Source organism: Flavobacterium foetidum, from assembly GCF_004634245.1.
Taxonomy (GTDB): Bacteria; Bacteroidota; Bacteroidia; order Flavobacteriales; family Flavobacteriaceae; genus Flavobacterium; species Flavobacterium foetidum.
The window spans coordinates 52,763-72,163 of sequence record NZ_SJTF01000020.1 but is presented as its reverse complement, the minus strand read 5'-3'; the positions used below and the strand labels follow the sequence as shown (position 1 = coordinate 72,163).

At 34.9% G+C, this 19,401-nt stretch carries 9 protein-coding genes; all 9 read right to left on the bottom strand.

Annotated features, from left to right (window positions below; genetic code table 11):
- Positions 1–274: 274 nt before the first annotated feature.
- Complete coding sequence (locus E0W73_RS20205) at positions 275–2,254, bottom strand: alpha-L-arabinofuranosidase C-terminal domain-containing protein (RefSeq protein ID WP_135223854.1); 1,980 nt, start codon at positions 2,252–2,254, stop codon at positions 275–277.
- A gap of 125 nt (positions 2,255–2,379) precedes the next feature.
- The gene (locus E0W73_RS20200; protein WP_135223853.1) at positions 2,380–3,819 is read right to left on the bottom strand and encodes a glycoside hydrolase family 28 protein; all 1,440 of its coding nucleotides are present in this window, start codon (positions 3,817–3,819) and stop codon (positions 2,380–2,382) included.
- A 217-nt stretch (positions 3,820–4,036) separates the two neighbouring features.
- On the bottom strand, positions 4,037–5,566 hold the full coding sequence (locus E0W73_RS20195; protein ID WP_135223852.1) for a glycoside hydrolase family 28 protein: 1,530 nt from the start codon (positions 5,564–5,566) through the stop codon (positions 4,037–4,039).
- A 163-nt stretch (positions 5,567–5,729) separates the two neighbouring features.
- Positions 5,730–7,367: a sodium:solute symporter family transporter gene (locus E0W73_RS20190; RefSeq protein WP_135223851.1), complete on the bottom strand. Its 1,638-nt coding sequence runs from the start codon at positions 7,365–7,367 to the stop codon at positions 5,730–5,732.
- 220 nt (positions 7,368–7,587) lie between these two features.
- Positions 7,588–8,730 carry an acyltransferase family protein gene (locus E0W73_RS20185; RefSeq protein ID WP_135223850.1) on the bottom strand — a complete coding sequence of 381 codons (1,143 nt, stop codon included), beginning with the start codon at positions 8,728–8,730 and terminating at the stop codon, positions 7,588–7,590.
- Positions 8,731–8,873: 143 nt separating this feature from the next.
- Entirely contained in the window at positions 8,874–12,008 is a 3,135-nt protein-coding gene (locus E0W73_RS20180; RefSeq protein WP_135223849.1) for a glycoside hydrolase family 2 TIM barrel-domain containing protein, read from the bottom strand.
- A 179-nt stretch (positions 12,009–12,187) separates the two neighbouring features.
- Positions 12,188–13,075: an inositol oxygenase family protein gene (locus E0W73_RS20175; RefSeq protein ID WP_135223848.1), complete on the bottom strand. Its 888-nt coding sequence runs from the start codon at positions 13,073–13,075 to the stop codon at positions 12,188–12,190.
- A gap of 301 nt (positions 13,076–13,376) precedes the next feature.
- Positions 13,377–17,411, bottom strand: coding sequence for a hybrid sensor histidine kinase/response regulator transcription factor (locus E0W73_RS20170; RefSeq protein WP_135223847.1), 4,035 nt, complete (start codon positions 17,409–17,411; stop codon positions 13,377–13,379).
- Positions 17,412–17,463: 52 nt separating this feature from the next.
- Positions 17,464–19,293, bottom strand: a complete 1,830-nt coding sequence (locus tag E0W73_RS20165; protein ID WP_135223846.1) for a metallophosphoesterase family protein — start codon at positions 19,291–19,293, stop codon at positions 17,464–17,466.
- Between the last annotated feature and the right edge of the window lie 108 nt (positions 19,294–19,401).

Below are 19,401 nucleotides of genomic sequence, written 5' to 3'. Positions count from 1 at the left end.
ATGACATAGTTCTATAATCCCTAAATGTGCCGCTCCGCTGGAGCTTTATATTGTAGACGTTTATTCATTGCTATAAACATCCAGCTTCCCCGAAGCTTAAAAAAACATCTCAGAAGTGAAACCCCAGCGGGGTGAAATATTTATAGCATTTCGATAACACGAAGGAAAAGAGCTCCAGAGGAGCGACATATTTTATTTAGGAATATTCTTAAAATAAAAAAGGAGCTGTCTTTTTAGATGGCTCCTTTCATAATTTATAATTAGATACAAAATCTTAAATCATTTTTAGTTTTAAAACAGTTACAGAATAAGCAGGAAGCTTCAATTGCTGTTTTCCTTTTGTTATTTTGTATTCACTTTGTTTTGGCGTAATTTTTCTAGGTTCTGCAAACGTATTTTCGTCTTCTAAATTGGCACTTACCAAACTGATCAAACTTCCTTTTGATCCGAGTTTTGCTCCTTTTAAATCAATGCTCACTTCTGATGTTGTTGCAGCTGTATTGACCAATTTCAAAATAATTTCTTTATTGTTTACATCTTTTACTGCTGATGCATATAAATTATTTTGACCAATTAAGGCTTTTCCATCCTGCGTAATATTCAACAAATCTGTTCCTTTATTGGTAGAGAATAATTGCTGTACATAATAATTAGCCGAACCATAAGATTCTAAATTATTAAACCAAATCATATCAGGCGTCCATTGCCACGCATCTTCGTGTGCCATTAGAGGGGCATAAGACGTTAATTGAACCACTTCTGCATTTCTTTCCAATCCTGTCATAAAAGCTGCTTCAGAGAACGCACATTCCCAATTGTTGCGGTTATTCGGATTTGCTCCCGAAACACTCTGTGCTGCATATTCGCCAGCGAATATTTTTGGTCCTTTTCTATCGTAATTATCGTAACGTCCTGCATTTTCTCTAAACCATTTCGGACTTTGGTAATAATGTTCGTCTACCAATTCTGCATTGAGCTTTTTAAGTTCGGCCATAGCGTAGTCAAAATGCTCGCCGTCTGGAGATGGGCCAGTTCCTGATACAATTATGATATTTGGATATTTAGCTTTAATTGCTTTTTCGAAAACCTTATATCTTTCTATATAATCTTCTCCCCATTGCTCGTTTCCTACTCCAATATATTTTAAGTTAAATGGCTTTGGATGTCCCATATCAGAACGGATTTTACCCCAAGTCGTAGTAACAGCTCCATTTGCAAATTCAATTAAATCTAAAGCATCTTGTACATAAGGATCCAATTCTTCCATAGAAGCCAATTCACCTGTATTGTACTGGCATGCCATTCCACAGCTTAAAATTGGAAGCGGTTCTGCTCCAATATCTTCTGAAAGCTGGAAATATTCAAAAAATCCTAAACCGAAACTTTGAAAATAATCGGGTGTCAATTTATGGTTGAATTCAACATTCCATCGGTTCATTTTTGTTTCTCTATCCTCAACATTTCCAATTGATTTTTTCCATTGGTAACGATCAGATAATGTTCTTCCTTCTACAATACAACCTCCCGGAAAACGCAAAAATCCTGGTTTCACATCGTATAAAAGCTGTACTAAATCTTTACGCAGTCCGTTTTTTCTATTCTTCCAAGTATCTTCTGGAAACAGTGAAATCATATCCAAATCAATCGTTCCTGTTCCCTCAAAAGTAATTTTCAGCTTTGCTTTGGCCTCAGTTTCAGTTGCTGTAAATTGTGCTGTATAATTCGTCCAATCATTTGATTTTGTAACTACAGTGGTTTCTCCAAGCACTTTTTGATCTTTATTGATCAGCTGAAAAATAATCTTTTTAATCGCTCCGTTATGATTGGCTGCTTTAAATGAAAGATTGTATTTCGCATCTTTCTTCACTCCCATACCTCTGAATCCTTCATTTATCAAAGCATAACCTTTATCATTGAAAATTTCGACTCTGCAAAAATTAGTATTGTTGGCTGCAGATTTTATTGGCAATGCACTCCCCGATTCTTTGTTCATAGAAGACCTTTTGGTATTGGGTTGCTGCCATCCCATCATTGGCTTGTCAAACTCAAAAGATCTGTTTTTAATCATTTCAGCATACAATCCGCCATCTGCTGCAAAATTGATGTCTTCAAAGAACAAGCCGAACATTGTTGGCTGAATTTTAGTTACCGTTTTGGAGGCATCAACTTCTAAATTAGCTTTTTGAGCTTTTCCAGAAATACTACCAAATAACAAACTTCCTATGAATAATGTCGAAATTACGTTTATTTTCATTGTACTGTTTTTATATTGAGAATATACTTGCAATATATTAATTAATCTTTTTAAAAGTCTATGAAAGTATCACTCCTTAAAGATTTATTGTGAATTTTACACTTATAACTTTCTACAAAAATAAATTACTTCTTAACGGCCTCATATTTATTTGGAAAAGCCGCTTCTCCATCTAAATTGACTATTTTTAAAACATCCACATTTTTACTTTCCACCGCATATTTAAAGTATTCTGGTTTATTTTTTCCCCATTGTACCGTGCAATTCTGAACTTTTATACTTTCGGCAGTATCAAAATAAAATCCTGAAGTGCTTCCTTTTACAAAACCTTCCACATTTGCAGGACGTCTGTCGTATAATCCACCAGGAAAAGAAGTTGTTTTGTCCATAAAAACGCTCACATTATCAAAAACAATATTCTTGATTTTATCTTTTGATTCGCCGCTTACAAAAACACCATTTTCTCCTGTGCATTGAATATTAGAAAAATAAATATTCTTAATCTCGCCTACTTTCCCTTCTGTCGCTCCTTTAGGAAAACGCCAGTTCGCATCTTTGTGATTTACTTTAGCTCTTCTGAAAGCCGTTATATAAATCGGTTCTGCTTTTCCCCACCAAGTATCGGTGTTTAATTTGCTTTCGATAATGATATTAGAGAAAATAACGTCGCTCACTGTTCCTTCATCACGATTCTGAATTCCCAATGCACGATTGCTGTTTTTGATGATACAATTATTGAAAACGACTTGACGAATGGCATCCATATTTTCTGAGCCAATTTTAATTGCACAACTACTGCTGGTCATCGTGCAATTGGTTACGGTAATATTTTCGCAGGCTCCAAATTCTTCAAACTCTCTTCTGTTTTTTAGGCAGATGCAATCGTCCCCGCTTTCGATATAACAATCGCTGATTCTGACATTCTTAGAATGATCCAAATCGATTCCATCACTGTTTCTGACTTTCAAACTATTCAGCAAAGTAATGCCACTGATTACAACATCATTGCAACCAACCAAATGTACTGTCCAATAGGCCGAATTTCCAATGTGAACATCTTTGATTCTAATGTTTTTACCGCCAATGATTGTCAATACGTGAGGTCTTGGATCTAATACATTAAATGGCTTTAAAACATAAGCATCTTCCTCTTCTTCTCCCATAAAAGAAATTCCGTTTCCATCAATTTTTCCGCTTCCGCTAATGGTAAAATCTTCTATATTTTCTCCTCCAATCCAAATTGTTCCTTCTCCCGGATTGGTTCTGAAAGCACTTTTGGTATACAGCTTTTCATCCGGACTTGCTAATAATTTAGCACCCGCTTCGATATGCAAATCAACTTTTGATTTTACATCAATTGGCCCGGCCAAAAAGGTAAACGGTGCCGGAATTAAAACTCTTCCGCCTGTTTTGCTGCAGGCGTCAATTGCTTTCTGAATTGCTGCAGCATCATTGGTTTTACCGTCTCCTTTGGCTCCGTATTTTTTAATATCGTAGATTTTCTGCGCCGAAACAGTTAACGAAAGGCAGAAAATGATGAGCGCTATTATAGATTTCTTTTTCATGTTTTTTATTTTTTTTTATGCCACGAAGGCTCAAAGGCACTAAGTTTTTTTTAAAAGTTTTTATTTTCACGCAGATTTAAAAGGATTTGAGCAGATTCTGCAGATTTTTTTTAAGAATCAAATTAAATCTGCAGAATCTGCGTGAAAAAAAATCCTTTTTAATCTTAATAATCTGTGGCAAAAAAACTTTGCGCTTTTGTGCCTTTGTGGCAAACTATTAATGTGCTGGTAATTCAAATTTATTTTGTTCTGGTTCGATTTTTCTTTTTAATGATTCGCTGTCCAGATTGCTGGATGAAACATCTTTAAAAACAATCTGATTATTTTTATCTGTTGGAATATCGATAGCTTTCATGCTCAGATTTTTTACATCGTCAAAAACAAAAGCGGGACGAAAATCTTCTTTATCCAAAATCAATTTTATGTTTTTCATTTCGATTCCGTTTACGTGGCGCACGTAGAATCCCCATGAAGGTAATTCACCAAACATGGTAAATTCAGGATATCCGTTAATGTTTTCTTTTACATCTTTTAATCGGCTTAAAGGATGATACGCCATTCCTTTTGAAGCTCTTCCCGGATAAACGATTTCAATATTTTCTAAAGTCACATTCTCTATTGAATGTCCCGGAATTCCGGCAATAGAAGACGGGAAAGGATTGTGGAAATAATCAACCTCTGGCCCACGCATATCGTAATCAATATCAGGACGACCAAACGGAATCTGTACTTTTACATTTTTAATTGATACATTTTTAATATAACCCGGTTTTTCTCCATTTCTGTGACCTAGACGAATCAAGATTGCATTTCCGGTATTTACAGCGGTAATATCCGAAACCTTGATATTTTCAATCTCCGCTCCGTCAACAGATTCAATCGCAACCGCCGATCGGAACGTATCAAAAACTTTAATGTTTTCGATGGTTACGTTTTTGAAACTGCCATAAGAACCTGTTCCAAATTTTACCGCATTTGCACTTGACCTAATCGTACAATTCCCAATGTAAATATTGTTATTATGCAATCCTGGAATTTCCGATTTTAAACAGATTCCATCATCTGCAGCATTTACATTACAATTGGTAATTCGGGCATTTTCACAGCCGTCAAGGTCAATTCCGTCATTGTTCCAGTAAGCTCTGCTTTCTACTTTCATAAAATCAATTAGAATGTTTTTACATGCTCTAAAACACATTGTCCAGCCGGGACTGTTTTTCAAGGTGATTTGAGTCATTTGAATAGAATCACATTTTACAAACGAAATCAGTTTTCCTCTTCCGTCTTCAGGACGCATTCTTCTGTAATTGTATTTTGGATCAATTCGAACTCCCGTATGATGCAGAGAATCAATTGCCAAAGCCAGTTCTCTTCCTTGTCCGTCTATAATTCCTTTTCCGTTTACTGCTATATTTTTGGATTCATTCGCAATAATAAAAGCTCTAATGCCTTCGTATTTTGGATAATCATCTGGATTGGTGCTTCCAAGCAAAACAGCTCCTTCTTCAAAAAACAATTCGACATCATTTTTTAAAATAATACTTCCAGATAAAAAAGTTCCTTTCGAAAAAACAACTTTTCCGCCTTTACTTTTATTGGCTGCATCTATGGCTTTTTGGATTGCTTTTGTATTCAACGTTTTTCCGTCTCCAACAGCGCCGTATTTTTTAACATCAAATACTTTCTGCGCTGAAACAGTTAAGGATATACAAAAAACAAATAGTGTGATTATAAAACTTCTTTTCATTTCTATTTTTTTTAATGCCACAAAGGCTCAAAGACACAAAGTTTTTTTTTAAAACCATATAAATAATATAAGGTCAATTAAGACAAAACTTAAATTATCTTATATTACTTATATGGTTTACTTTCACTTAGCGCGTCTTTGTGGCAATTTTATAACTTAAAATTTACCAGAAGACAGTATACAAAGCCACTAATATTCCACTGATAATAAATGATCCTATGATAAATTCAGATGACACTTTGAACATCGATTTATCTACTTCTATATTATGAGTTTCAGCTTCTTCTTCAGATACTGGTTTTGCTACACTAATTCCAACCATTATCAATACGATGATAAAGAAAACAATAGTCATTCTATCCAAGAAAGGATAATCTGGGAAAGCACCTTCTGTCCACATTGGCAGGAACTTTAAAATCGCTGCAAGTGGAACTGTCAATAACGCACCTGCCAATCCAGCCGCTGGTGTTGTCTTTTTCCAGAACATGCCCAGCAAGAAAATAGCTAAAACTCCTGGCGAAAAGAATCCCACATATTCTTGTATGAACTGATAAGCCTGATCTAATGATTTCAATGCCGGCGCTACAAAAGCAGCGATTATCATGCAAACCACTACACACCATCTTCCGGTACGAACCAGTTTTTTTTCTGATGCCTGAGAATTAAAATATTTTTTATAAATATCTAAAGAAAAAATAGTCGAAATACTATTCGCTTTTCCTGCCAAAGAAGCCACAATTGCCGCCGTTAATGCAGCCAATGCCACACCTTTTAATCCCGCAGGAAGTAAATTCATTAAAGTTGGGTACGCGTGATCTGGTTTTAAAACTCCTGCTGCATCTACCATTTCCTGTTGAAACATTCCGTTTTCGTGCATGACAAACATGGCGATACCCGGTAAAACAGCGATAATTGGAACTAACAATTTTAAGAAAGCAGCAAACAAGATTCCTTTTCTGGCAGTCTTCAAATCCGCTCCTAAAGCCCTTTGAACAATATACTGATTACATCCCCAATACGCCAGATTATTGATCAACATACCGCCAACTAAAACCGACATTCCCGGCAGTTCATTATAATGCGGATTGGATTCTTCTAAAATCATGTGTAAATGTCCTGGCGCCTGATCCGCAATAATGGTAAGTGCTTTTAAAATATCTTTTCCAAAACCAAACTGATCTGAAAGCAATGTCAAAGCTAAATAAGTCGTTACTAATCCTCCCAGAATTAATACAATAACCTGAAACATATCAGTATATCCGATTACTTTCATTCCGCCTAAAGTTACGATAACCGAGAATAAACTCAAACCGATTACACAAAATTGAAAACTAATGGGCGCGATAGAAGAAATGGCCAAAGCGCCTAAATAAATGATAGAAGTAAGATTCACAAATACGTAAATCAACAGCCAGATAATAGCCATAATAGTACTTACAGTACCACTATATCTTTTGGCTAAAAACTGCGGCATCGTAAATATTTTATTCTGCAGATAAACGGGCAGAATAAACATGGCGACTATAATTAATGTCGCGGCCGACATCCATTCGTAAGAAGCAATTGCAAGTCCGATCGCAAAACCAGAACCGCTCATGCCAATAAAATGTTCTGCTGAAATATTAGAAGCGATTAAAGAAGCTCCGATTGCCCACCAAGTCAATGAGCCTTCAGCCAAAAAATATTCGTTGGAACTGGTTGCAGCCGTTTTTTTGCTTCTGTAAATATACATTCCATAGGCCATGACTATGACAAAGTAAATAAAGAATACGATGTAATCTGCGGTTTGTAATACATTCATAATGTGTGGTTATTGTGTGGTTAGATAGTAAAATGTATTTTAAAAATAGAGCTTAATAATTTAAACACATAGAAACATAGCTTTTAGAACTCCATAAAGGCATTTCATTTGTCATAAATTCACATAACTATTTTAGAAACTAGTTTCTTATAATTCTATTTTTCATTTTAGTATGTCATAAATTCTATTTTTCTACGTGTTTCAAAAAAATATTAGTTTTCTAAATCTTAAGAAACCATTTCTTTTTGTATAAAAAATAGAGCAACAAAAGCTGTACGACAGTCACAGACAAAGCAGTGAAAAATGGCTGCCAAACAATTGATGTATATTGTATCAATCCGCCAAAAACATAATCTGCCGTATGTTTAAAATCGACGGAACCTTCGGCTGCTATATAAATCAAAATAGAATTGGAACCGATTAAAATCAATGGGAATGCCCATTTATGGAATCCAAACAAATCTATTATTGAATAAAAAAAGACAAAAAACAAAATACTGAATCCACCGACAAAACACACAAACGAGCTCGTCCACAAATGTTTGTTAATCGGAAAATCTATATCCCATAACAGACCTACAATGATTAACACAACAGCGGTTAAAGCCATTAAAAGCAGTTTTACCTTGATTGAAAATTGATGGTTTTCTTTTAAAAATGTTCCGATAAAAACGCCTAATAAAGCGGTCGAAATTGCAGGAAGAGTTGAAAATATTCCTTCGGGATCATAAACGGTGCTGTGTAGTCTGCCTGGTAAAAGTAGACGGTCAATATAAGCTTCCAATGAGCCTTCTTTGGTTAAAACTCCTGCTCCAAAATCGGGAACTGGAATCCATTTCATGGCAATGTAATAGCCAATCAAAATTCCGAAAAACCAGATTAATTGTTTCTTGAAATCAAAATTCAAATAGATGATTCCGGCAAAAAACCAAGCCAATCCAATTCTTCCCAAAACACTTGCAAAACGCGTTTGATCCAATCCGTCGAATCTCAATAAACCATTTACTATAAAACCTAGAACCAGTAAAATACAGGTTCTTCTTAGCATCGATAAATAGATTTTACGCTTCTCGTTTGAAGGTAATTCCTGTGGTGTTTTTACTCCTGCCAAACTCATTTTCTTTTCGAAAGAGAAAGGCATCGAAACTCCGGCAACAAATAGAAAGACAGGAAAAATCATGTCATAAAATGTAATTCCGTTCCATTCCGCATGATGCAGTTGCGAAGACATCCAGATAAAAACAGGAATTGGTGCTGCTTTGGCTAGAGCATGAATAATATGTTCGCCGCTCATAATCCAAAACATAACAAATCCGCGAAGCACATCTAAAGAGATTAGTCTTCCATTTGTAGGGTTACTCATTTTATTTAGTATTCAGTGGTCAATAGTTAGTGGTCGGTGGTCAGGTTTTTAGTGGTCAGTGATCAGACTTTTAGTGATCAGTACCGTTTTTTGTTGGGTACTGATAATAAACTGAACACTAAAAAACTGAACACTGATTACTGTCAAAAAATTGGTTTAATCACAAATCCGTAGCTATACTCACTTTTGGTTAATTGATATTGTTCATGAGGCGGTAATCCCCAGCTGTTGTCTCCTCCTAATCCGCGTTGGGTCAAGTCAACACAAACAACTACTTCATTTCTAGGAGTGATGTCGCTGGAATGGATATTCTTTTTAGAAATTCCTCCGTCAAAATCACTCGGGTAATTATTCAAAGTACTTATACCTAAAGGTTGCAGACCTTTTATTTCCAAGCCATTTCCTGAATTGCTTGACAGTTTGAACCAGCGTATATCGGTCTTGTATCCATTTTCTTGTGGGCGTGTATAAGGCACATATTGGTCTGCAACTTTGCTAGTATAAATTCCTTTGAAGGATGCTGTTTTTCTGTCCGGATAATTTTCTAAAGGACCTCTTCCGTAATAATCCAGATTTTCTAAAGTGTTTTTTAAAGTAAAAATCATTCCGAAACGCGGTAATTCCGGAACCGGATTTGCCCCTTTTTTATAAGTAACCTGTATTTCTAAATCTCCATTATTTCCTAATGCATATTTGATAATATAATCAGAAGCAACATCATTTAGTTTTAATTTTGAAATGATATATTTTTTGCCATTTTCTTCGGTTTGCTGAATGCTTTCCAACGAAGTATTTTTCCCAGCTGTTCTCCAAACATTAGTTCTAATCTGCATTTTATTTCCAATGTCATTATCGGTTGGTGCTCTCCAAAAATTTGGTTCCGGATATTGTTTGAAATATTCTTCGCCTTTTAAACTGTAATATGAAATCAATCCGGTCGCTTTACTGATTTTAACCGTAACATTCTCTGAAGTCAACACAAAATGATCTTTTTCTTCCTGAACTTTTGCATTACTTTCTTTTTCAGATTTTTCGAAATATTTACTGTCTTCAATTACAAATTGTTCTTTGGCAATTTCAAAGTTTTTAGGCAATAATTCTGAACCTTCTTTTGTGTTGGCAAAAACGTTCAATAAATATTCTGTTCCTTCTTTTGATTCTATTTTTGGTAAATCAAGCTTAAACTGTTTTTTTGTTTTTGGATTCAAAACAACATTGATTGTTCCTTCTTTGATTACTTTTCCATTTTCCAGAACTTCATATCTAAAGTTGTATTTATTCAAATTAGTAAATCCGAAATCATTATTAATTTCGATTACAGCATTTTTGATATCTACTGCTTTGAATAAAATATCTTGATAGACTTTCTTCACTTCAAAAGCTCCAGGATGCGGTGTTCTATCAGCATAAACTAATCCGTTATGGCAGAAATTTTCATCGTTTAGATAATTCTGACTTCCCATATCGCCTCCGTAAGCCCAGTATTTTCTACCCGCTTCATCAGTTCTTTCAAATCCTTGATCAACCCAATCCCAGATAAATCCGCCCTGCATATTTTTGCTTCCGCGAATAATATCCCAATATTCCTGAAAATTACCACTGCTGTTGCCCATCGCATGCGAATACTCACACATGATATATGGGCGAGTCACTTCTTTTCTTCCCGCATATTCCTTCATGTATTCGATAGTTGGGTACATTGGGCAGACGATATCGGTATTTTCATTTTCTTTAGCCTGTTCAAACTGAACCAAACGAGAATTGTCTCTCTTTTTAATCCATTTATACGCTTCATGAAATACTGGTCCATTGGCACTTTCATTTCCTAATGACCAAATAATTACCGATGGCATATTTTTATCTCTTTCTACCAAACTGTAAATTCGGTCTAAATGAGCTTCTCTCCATTCCGGAAGGTGGCCTGGATTCGTTTTTGGATTCATCCACATTAAAGGCTGTCCCTCTACTCCCATTCCGTGGCTTTCGATATTGGCTTCATCCACCAAAAACAAACCATACTTATTACATAGCTTTACCCATAAAATATTGTTCGGATAATGACTGCAACGAACCGAATTAATATTCAACTGTTTCATCATTTTGATGTCTTTCATCATCGTAGCTTCATCTTGATAATGTCCGGTTACTGGATTATGCTCGTGAATGTTTACGCCATGCACCATCAATCGGACACCATTTACCAATAACTGTCCGCCTTTTAATTCTACTTTTCTAAATCCGATTTGAGTTCCAACCGTTTCTACAATTTCTCCTTTTTGATTTTTTAAAGTCAGTAGTAATGTGTATAAATTCGGAGTTTCACTGCTCCATAATTTCGGACTTGAAACAGACTGAGAAAAATTAATGTTCTGAATTTTAGAAGCTTCAAAATTGACATTGAATTCTTTGCTAAAAACGTTTTTACCAGAAGCATCTACCAATTTTGCCACTAGCTTTTGATTGTTTACCGCTTTTGAAGTCAGATTTTTTAGACTCACATCAACATTTAAACTTCCGTTTTTATACTTCGCATCTAAATCCGGTTTTGCAAAGAAATCTGAAATACGAACATTCTCGGTACTATACAAATAAACATTTCTGTCAATTCCGGAAAGTCTCCACATGTCCTGATCTTCCAGATACGAACCGTCACTCCATCTGTACACTTCTACAGCCAGATTGTTTTTTCCAGGTTTTAAGTATTTAGAAATATCAAATTCAGCCGGACTTTTAGTATTTTCAGTATAACCCACTTTTTCGCCGTTTACCCAAATGTACATAGCCGAGGTTCCTGCTTCAAAATGTAGAAAAACATGTCGGTTTTTCCAATTTTCAGGCAGTACAAAATCTTTTTTATAAGACCCTACAGGATTATCCCAATGATTAATAAAGGGCGGATTTTTCTCAAACGGATACGTAATATTGGTATAAATGGGCACACCATATCCGTTCAATTCCCAATTGGAAGGCACCTGAAGGTCTTTCCAATGCAACGTACTGAAATCTGTCTTGTAAAAATCTTTTGGGCGCTCATCTGGCGTTGGTGACCAGGAAAATTTCCACGTTCCGTTTAAAGAAAAATACCAAGGTGAATTTTCATATTTATCCATTATGGCAGAAGTTTCATCTGCATAAGGAAGAAAAGCGGCACGAGCCGGTTCTCTGTTAATTTGAAATACCTGAGGATTTTCCCAATCGTTACGGTCTTTTTCCTGAGCCGAAATACCCACCGAGAAAAACAGTAAAAGGCTTATAAAAAATATTTTGGTTTTCTGCATTATTTTGGTTTTAGATAGCTAGATGATGTTTTTTTAAACACATAGGAACATAGTTTTTCTTTGTATAAAAAGGCATTTCATTTATTACAAAAAACATAGCTATGTGTGGGAAACTAGTTTCTTTTAATTAATACTCTTACACTCAAAAAAATCTATGTTTCTATGTGTTTATATACTTTTTAAAACTTCAATTTTTCTGGCAAATATTTAGCAACTAATTCTTTATAATAAGGAAGCAATGCTTGTACATCTGGTTTAACCGGCGCTTTGGTGTACAAATCATATGGATTGAACTTTCTTACCCAGTCAAACATTTCGATATCTTTTTCATTCATTAAATGAGCATAAGCATTTTCTTTATGCTGTGAATAAAATGAATGGTAACGAATCATATATAAGGCCGGATCTGGCAGATAATCTTTCATAATCTGATACAGATATTCGTCGTGACCCCAGCTCATTTTTACCTTATCCAGTCCGCAGTTTTGAGTGTAGATTCCTAATTTGGTATTGAATCTCTCATCAGTATAATCCGGATTTTCTTTAAAGAATTCTGAATACACAATTTTATCCGAATACGCACAGCCAACCGGAAACGTATCTCCAACCACAGCCCATTGCGGTTCTCCAAACAAACATAAAACTTTGCCTAAATCGTGAATAAAACCTGTCAGTACAAACCAATCCGGATGACCGTCGGCACGAATGGCTTCTGAAGTCTGTAAAAGGTGTTGTGTCTGATCTAAGTCAATATCTGGGTCACTGTCGTCTACAAGTGTGTTTAAAAACTCAACAGCTTCCCAGATTGACATTTCTTTTCTATTAAATTGCAGAAATTCTTGTTCTTTACTGCATACGAAGTCATAAGTTTGATAAGTATGGTTAATTCTGTAAAATTCCTTAACCGTTTCTACTCTCTCCGAATCGACATAATTTCTGAATTCTTCTTTCTGCTTTTCTTTTACCTCTTCATTTTCTTCAGAAGGATCGGGATATCGCATTAACAAATCATCTTCCCACTCATCTAAATTTTTCAACGGATTGTCTGTGTCTATATGCTTTTTCATAATGGTTAATAGTTAAAAGTTACAACACAAAAATAGAATTACATGCTCTGTTCAAAATGGATTAATACATCAAAAACATGGATAAATTTGATTATTGTAGGATTTTTATATATTTAATTGCTTTTTTTGTCATTTCGACCGAAGGGAGAAATCACACGCGGGAATCTACAAAGATTGGATATTAACTTTACGGAATTTCTTGTGTGATTTCTCCCTTCGGTCGAAATGACAAACTACAAGCAAAAAATCTTTGTCAGAGTTTAAAACTTTGACAAAGATTAACAGCATTATAAATAAGTTTCTAGTTAATAATTTTACTAGGCGGAAAACCAAACTGCTTTTTAAAACAACGGCTGAAATACAACGGATCATTAAACCCTACTAAATTCGTCACTTCCGAAACATTGTATTTCTTCGTTTTAAGCAATTCTGCAGATTTTTTCAATCGAATTGTTCTGATGAATTCATTTGGAGCCAAATCCGTTAATTCTTTGATTTTTCTATATAATTTTGAAGAACTCACTCCCAGTTTATCACATAGAAAGTCAGTAGAAAGATCGACTTCACTTAAATTATCGTTGATTAGATTCGTTACTTTTTCCATGAACTCCTCATCGATTGGAGAATGTGTCAGCATGCTTACTTTACTTTCCACTTCGCCAGAGAATTTCTGTTTCAGTTCTAATCTTGATTTAACCATATTTTCTATCACCGTTTTAAGCAATAAAGGCTCAAAAGGTTTGACCAAATAACCATCTGCTCCTGTGTCGTAACCTTTTACTTTATCCATATTTTCAGAAAGAGCAGTCAGCATTATGACTGGAATATGACTAATGAATTCGTCATTTTTAAGTTCACGACAGAATTCCAATCCGTCCATTACTGGCATCATCACATCGGTAACGCATAAGATTGGTTTTATTTGTCTGCAGATTTTTAGGCCTTCTTGTCCATTTTCTGCTTCATAAACCTTGTAATAATCAGACAAATAATCTACCAGATATTTTCTAAGTTCGTTATTGTCTTCGATTACTAGAATTTTTTCTTTTAAATCGGTATTCTGAATGATTTTTTTCGCCGCTTTTTCTGGAATCAGCATACTCAGATTATCATTTTTGATAGCATATTCGAATACTTCCTTATTCACATACGAAGCGCGGTCAATCGGAATTTCAACTCTAAATGTACTTCCTTTTCCTTGAGTACTTTCTACTGAAATCGTTCCTTTATGAATAGCAACCAAAGATTTCACCAAAGACAGACCGATACCCGAACCTGTATTATTGGCTTTGCTGTTGCTGGCTTGATAAAAACGTTTGAAAATCTTCTCTAGGCTTTTTAAGGGAATTCCGATTCCGTCATCGGTAACTTCGATTACGAGAATATCCTCAACTGTGTCTTTAAGTCGTACAGACAAATCTACGTTTCCGTTTTTGTTGGTAAATTTTAAAGCGTTCGATAAAAGGTTGTACAAAATCTTATCGTATTTATCATTATCCAGCCAGCCGTTTATTTCTTCATCTTCGGTAATAAAATTGAGCTTAATCTTTTTGTTATAAGCCATTTCCTTAAAGGAATCAAAGATATTTTTAGAATAAGAAAGAATATCGGTCTGGGTCACTTTCAGCTTTAACTCGCCAGACTGCGCTTTTCTAAAATCCAAAACCTGATTTACCAGATTCAATAATCTGCTAGCATTCTGATAAATTAAGTTGTAACGACTCTTTTCATAATCTGTCGCGTTGCTGTTTTCTTCTAAAAGCTGTTTGGCTGGACCTAAAATCAATGTTAACGGTGTTCTCAATTCATGCGAAATATTGGTGAAGAAACGCAGTTTTTCGTTGTTCAGTTTGATGTCGTGTTCCCTGTTTACTTTTTCGGTAAGCAGTTCTTGTTTTAAGCGAATTCGGTTTTTGATTTCTTTTCTAATGAAATAGAAAATCCCAAACAAAATGGCAAAAAACAGTAAAAATGATGTTGGAGTCAGCCAGAACGGAGGCAGAATTTTTATTTTATACGAAACCGTTTTGCTCCAATATCCATCGCTGTTGCTCGCTCTGATTTTGAAAACATAATTGCCTGGATAAAGGTTGGTATATTGAACTGTTCTCGAAGTGCTATTAGCTGTAATCCAATGTTTATCAAAACCTTCCAGCATATATTGAAACCTGTTCAATTTTTCATTTGCGAATGAAGGAGCCGAAAACTGCAGCGAGAAATTTCGGTTTTTATGACTTAATTCTACTTCATTCCCATAATTCAGGTCTTTTAAAAGCGGAATTTCTCCATTAATTTCCATTTCAGGAAAAACTTCCTCGTTCTGGATTTTAAACTCAGAAACAACAGGAATTGGCGACCATTTATTTCGTTTCATTGTGGGTGGCGAAAAAGAAATGATTCCGTTTTTACCGCCAAGGAAAATATTCGAATTGTTAAAATAGAAAAAACCGCTCGAACTGAAAACATCCAATCTATTGCCACTGTTTACGTGGTAGATGCTGATGTCTTTTAAATTAGATTTTACGAAAGCAATATTATTGTTATTGATGTTGAGCCAAAGATTTCCGTTGGCATCAGATAATATATCGGTAATCCATTTTCCTGAAAGTTCTTTGAGATTTTTGACAGGCTCAAATTCATTCTTTTTCGGATTGTATAAACACAATCCAAAACGTGTTGAAGCCCATATTTTTCCTTTTACATCGACCAAAACATCACTCACATTTTCATCATGAGGCACTCCTTTTTCTTTGATAAAAAGTGACGAATACGTTTCTATTTTACCCGAATTGATATTGTATTTCACCACTCCGGTTTCTGTAGCAAACCAAACGTTGTTTTTAGCATCTCTTTCGATAGCATTAATCTGAAAATCTGGCAAAAGTTTACTCGAATTTTCGACCTGTAAAGTATTGGTGTTCAGAATTACAGCGCCTTCTCCAAAAGAACCTACAATCATTTTGTCTGCTGCAATTTTTCGAAAAGCAAAAACAGGCGATTTTTCGAATCCTGCCTTTATTTCTCTGGAAGAATTGGTCATGTAATTGTAGACCAAAATGTTTCCATCCCAAAGACCACAATAGAAAATTCTTCCGTCATCAGAATAAATACTGGCAATATCTTTTCCTGTGTTGTGTAAAGGAGTTGAGCCTTTTATATTCGAAAGATAAAGTCCGTTATGGTAGGTCGCCACAATTACTTTTTCGTCATAAGTCTTGGCAAAACCGCGGATTCTAGGAGCTTGATTACCAATAGAACGTGAAATATCCTTGTTTAAAGTAAACTGATTTTCATACGGGTCGTATTTGTCTAAACCGTCTTCAGTTCCAATCCATAAAACTCCAGATTTATCAAAATATAGCGAGGCGATTAAATTATCGACAAGCGAAGTATCATCAGACAAAATTGAGTAATACCATTTGTAATTGCCGCTTTGAATGTCTTCTAATTGGTCGCAAACCAGCAATCCTCCTAAAGTTCCAACCCAATATTTTCCGTCTGGAGCTTTTGCAACCGATAGAAAATAAGGCCCCAAAGCACCTCTAACCTGCTTGTTGTCGATATATAAATTGACAAATTGGTTTCTGGCTTTATCTAGTTTATACAATCCTTCGCGCGTACCAAGAAAAATATCCGATTTGGCGTCTTCGTAAATAAAATTAAGATACGGATTTTTAATGTTTGAGTTTGGAACAGAAAGTGTATAGGTATTAATCTTTACAATCGCGCCTTTTGCGTCCATGGTAATTTTGGCGACACCCACTTTTTCATAACTTCCAATCCAAACATTGCCTTGTTTGTCTTCAAAAATTTCTTTGACGTAATCAAAACCTTTCAATGGAATTTTGTCGAACCGATTTTCTTTTAAAGAAAACAAATAAACCCCTTTGGTTTTAGTTCCAACCCAAACTCTATTAAATTTATCCGCATAAACTGCTCGTACTTCATCATCGGGCAAGCTGTTGGGGTCGTTTTTTTTGTGAAAAAAAGTGGTAAAAACATGGGTATCCATTTTGAAAAGGGTTAATCCTTTTCGGGTTCCTATCCATAAATTATTAGAACTTTCATCTAATTCTAAAGCCGTAATGTCATCATTATATAATTTATTTTTTCCAGGCGTAGAACTCATGTAGTTTTTGAACTGATACCCATCAAAACGGTTTAATCCTGAAAACGTCCCAAACCACATGAAACCTTTTTTGTCCTGCACAATATGACGTACCGAATTATGAGACAAGCCATTATTGTCATTATAATGCGTAAATTTTATATTCTGTGCATACGAATTATAAAATACGGAAAATAACAAGAATACTATAAAGGATTTTTGGCTCATGGAAATAAATTATAAATGCAATTTAATCTTTTTGATTCAATAAATATCAAAATTATTTAACAGATAAATTATCGATTTTATTATTTTTCAAATCAATTTTAAAATGGTCTGAAGGCTCGCCATTCATGGTCTTGAGAAATATTTGTGCCCATAAAACCAATTTGGAATCATTTGCTTTTTTTAACTGACTGCATACCAGTTCATACTGTTTTAACCTATTTTTTCCAATTTTTGAAAAAGCTAATTCATCAGCACTTTTTAAGCGGTAAAAATCGAAAATCATATCAAAACCATTCCATGATTCGAAATCAGAAATCGTGAAAGAATTGGCTTTTAAAACGGATTCAATTTCAGTTTTATTCGTATTCAGCAACAATAAATCTTTTCCTGAAAGATTCACAATTGATTTTAGAAAATCAGCTGGAAAATCTTCCGGTAAAAAACGCAAACGCACTAATTCTTTTAAATGCCAATTGGTGAACTCTTCATAATCTTTGGCTTTCAGAATTTCTTTATTCCAAATGTCTTTGCTTTTAACTTCTTTTAAATGAGCATATTCTTCTTCATAAAAAGGAAATAAACTATTGAATTTATTGACTTTGCCAATCACAACCGTTTCCACTTCAAAATCAGTATTAGAATGAACGGTCAATATTTTATAAGCCGGCATATACGCAGCAAGCGATGGTGTCTGGATATTAAACAGCGTATTTCCCTTTGCCGATTTTCTAACACCTGTATCGTTGATGTGCATGTGTCCGCCAAAATGAATCTGAATTCCGGCATCTGCAAATTGCTGTGCCACTTCTTCATCCGGAACACGCTGTAACTGCATTTTGTTTGCTCCAAAAAGCTGTTTTAATTCAGGCGAAGCATCATCATTAAAATCAACCATCGGATAATGACTGAAAGCAATGAGTACTTTTCCTTTTTGTTTCGCTTCCGCGGCAACTTTTTTCACCCAGTTTAAAAGATGGTTTTTATAAATCAGAACGTTATTGTAACCGGTGTTCGCTCCCGAAAAATCATGCGGATTATTGGTTTCTCCAGATAATTTTTCATTCGGAACATAGGCATTTGCATCTATCGCCAAAAGCCAGATTCCTTTTATTGGTTCCACCAAATAACTGGCCTCAGGAAGATACAAATTGGTATTTTTTATTAGATACGTTCTTTTTTCTAAAACGGATTCTTTTTTAGCTTCTTCAAAATTGTAATTTTCATAATTGTAATCAGAAAAAGGCGTTTCCCAATACAAGTCGGATTTCTTTGGAAAAAAACCAAAATCACGCATTTCATTAATGGTTTCTTTGTAACCCCAATTTTTTATATCGGCTGTAATGATGGGTTCTAATTCGCTTTTATTTTTATTGAAGTTGTTTGCAGAACTGCTGATAATTTGTTCTTTTCCATCTTTACCTAAAAAATCAGTTTTAACAGCATCTTGCGCAAACGGCCTTACTACATCGTGATTTCCTGTAGTGACATAAAAAGAAAGTCCGTGCTTTTGAGAATATTCATTGAGTATTTTTCGCAATCCGCGTACATGAACAGGCTGTCCATCGTCACTGAAATCGCCTGGAAGCACTACTTGTTTGATACCTTTTTTGACAATATCATTTAAAGCTTCTAAAAAAGCAAAATAGTTTTCATTGAAAATTCTCGTAGAATGCAACTGCGAATTCATCGTTCGGATATTGGCATACTCGCCCGTTACTGGATTTGGAATTCCCTTATAATCGCTGTCTTTGAATTTCGCAAAAATATCCTGTAAATGAGCATCGGCTATAAAAGCAATCTGAACTTCTTTTGTGACTTTCTGCTGTGATTTGCAGGAAGATAAAGAAAGTAGTAGTACCAATATAGCCGATATTCTAAACATTTATTTTGTTTTTAATTTTATGATTATCCGTTATTTGTCCTATTTTAAAAATAGAAAACCTGTAAAATCAGACGCGGATTAAACAGATTCGCTAACGCGAAGACGCGG

Bases quoted from the DNA above. Each gene is read 5' to 3' on its own strand.
- E0W73_RS20205 (WP_135223854.1), bottom strand. From the start codon at position 2,254: ATGAAAATAAACGTAATTTCGACATTATTCATAGGAAGTTTGTTATTT.
- E0W73_RS20200 (WP_135223853.1), bottom strand. From the start codon at position 3,819: ATGAAAAAGAAATCTATAATAGCGCTCATCATTTTCTGCCTTTCGTTA.
- E0W73_RS20195 (WP_135223852.1), bottom strand. From the start codon at position 5,566: ATGAAAAGAAGTTTTATAATCACACTATTTGTTTTTTGTATATCCTTA.
- E0W73_RS20190 (WP_135223851.1), bottom strand. From the start codon at position 7,367: ATGAATGTATTACAAACCGCAGATTACATCGTATTCTTTATTTACTTT.
- E0W73_RS20185 (WP_135223850.1), bottom strand. From the start codon at position 8,730: ATGAGTAACCCTACAAATGGAAGACTAATCTCTTTAGATGTGCTTCGC.
- E0W73_RS20180 (WP_135223849.1), bottom strand. From the start codon at position 12,008: ATGCAGAAAACCAAAATATTTTTTATAAGCCTTTTACTGTTTTTCTCG.
- E0W73_RS20175 (WP_135223848.1), bottom strand. From the start codon at position 13,075: ATGAAAAAGCATATAGACACAGACAATCCGTTGAAAAATTTAGATGAG.
- E0W73_RS20170 (WP_135223847.1), bottom strand. From the start codon at position 17,411: ATGAGCCAAAAATCCTTTATAGTATTCTTGTTATTTTCCGTATTTTAT.
- E0W73_RS20165 (WP_135223846.1), bottom strand. From the start codon at position 19,293: ATGTTTAGAATATCGGCTATATTGGTACTACTACTTTCTTTATCTTCC.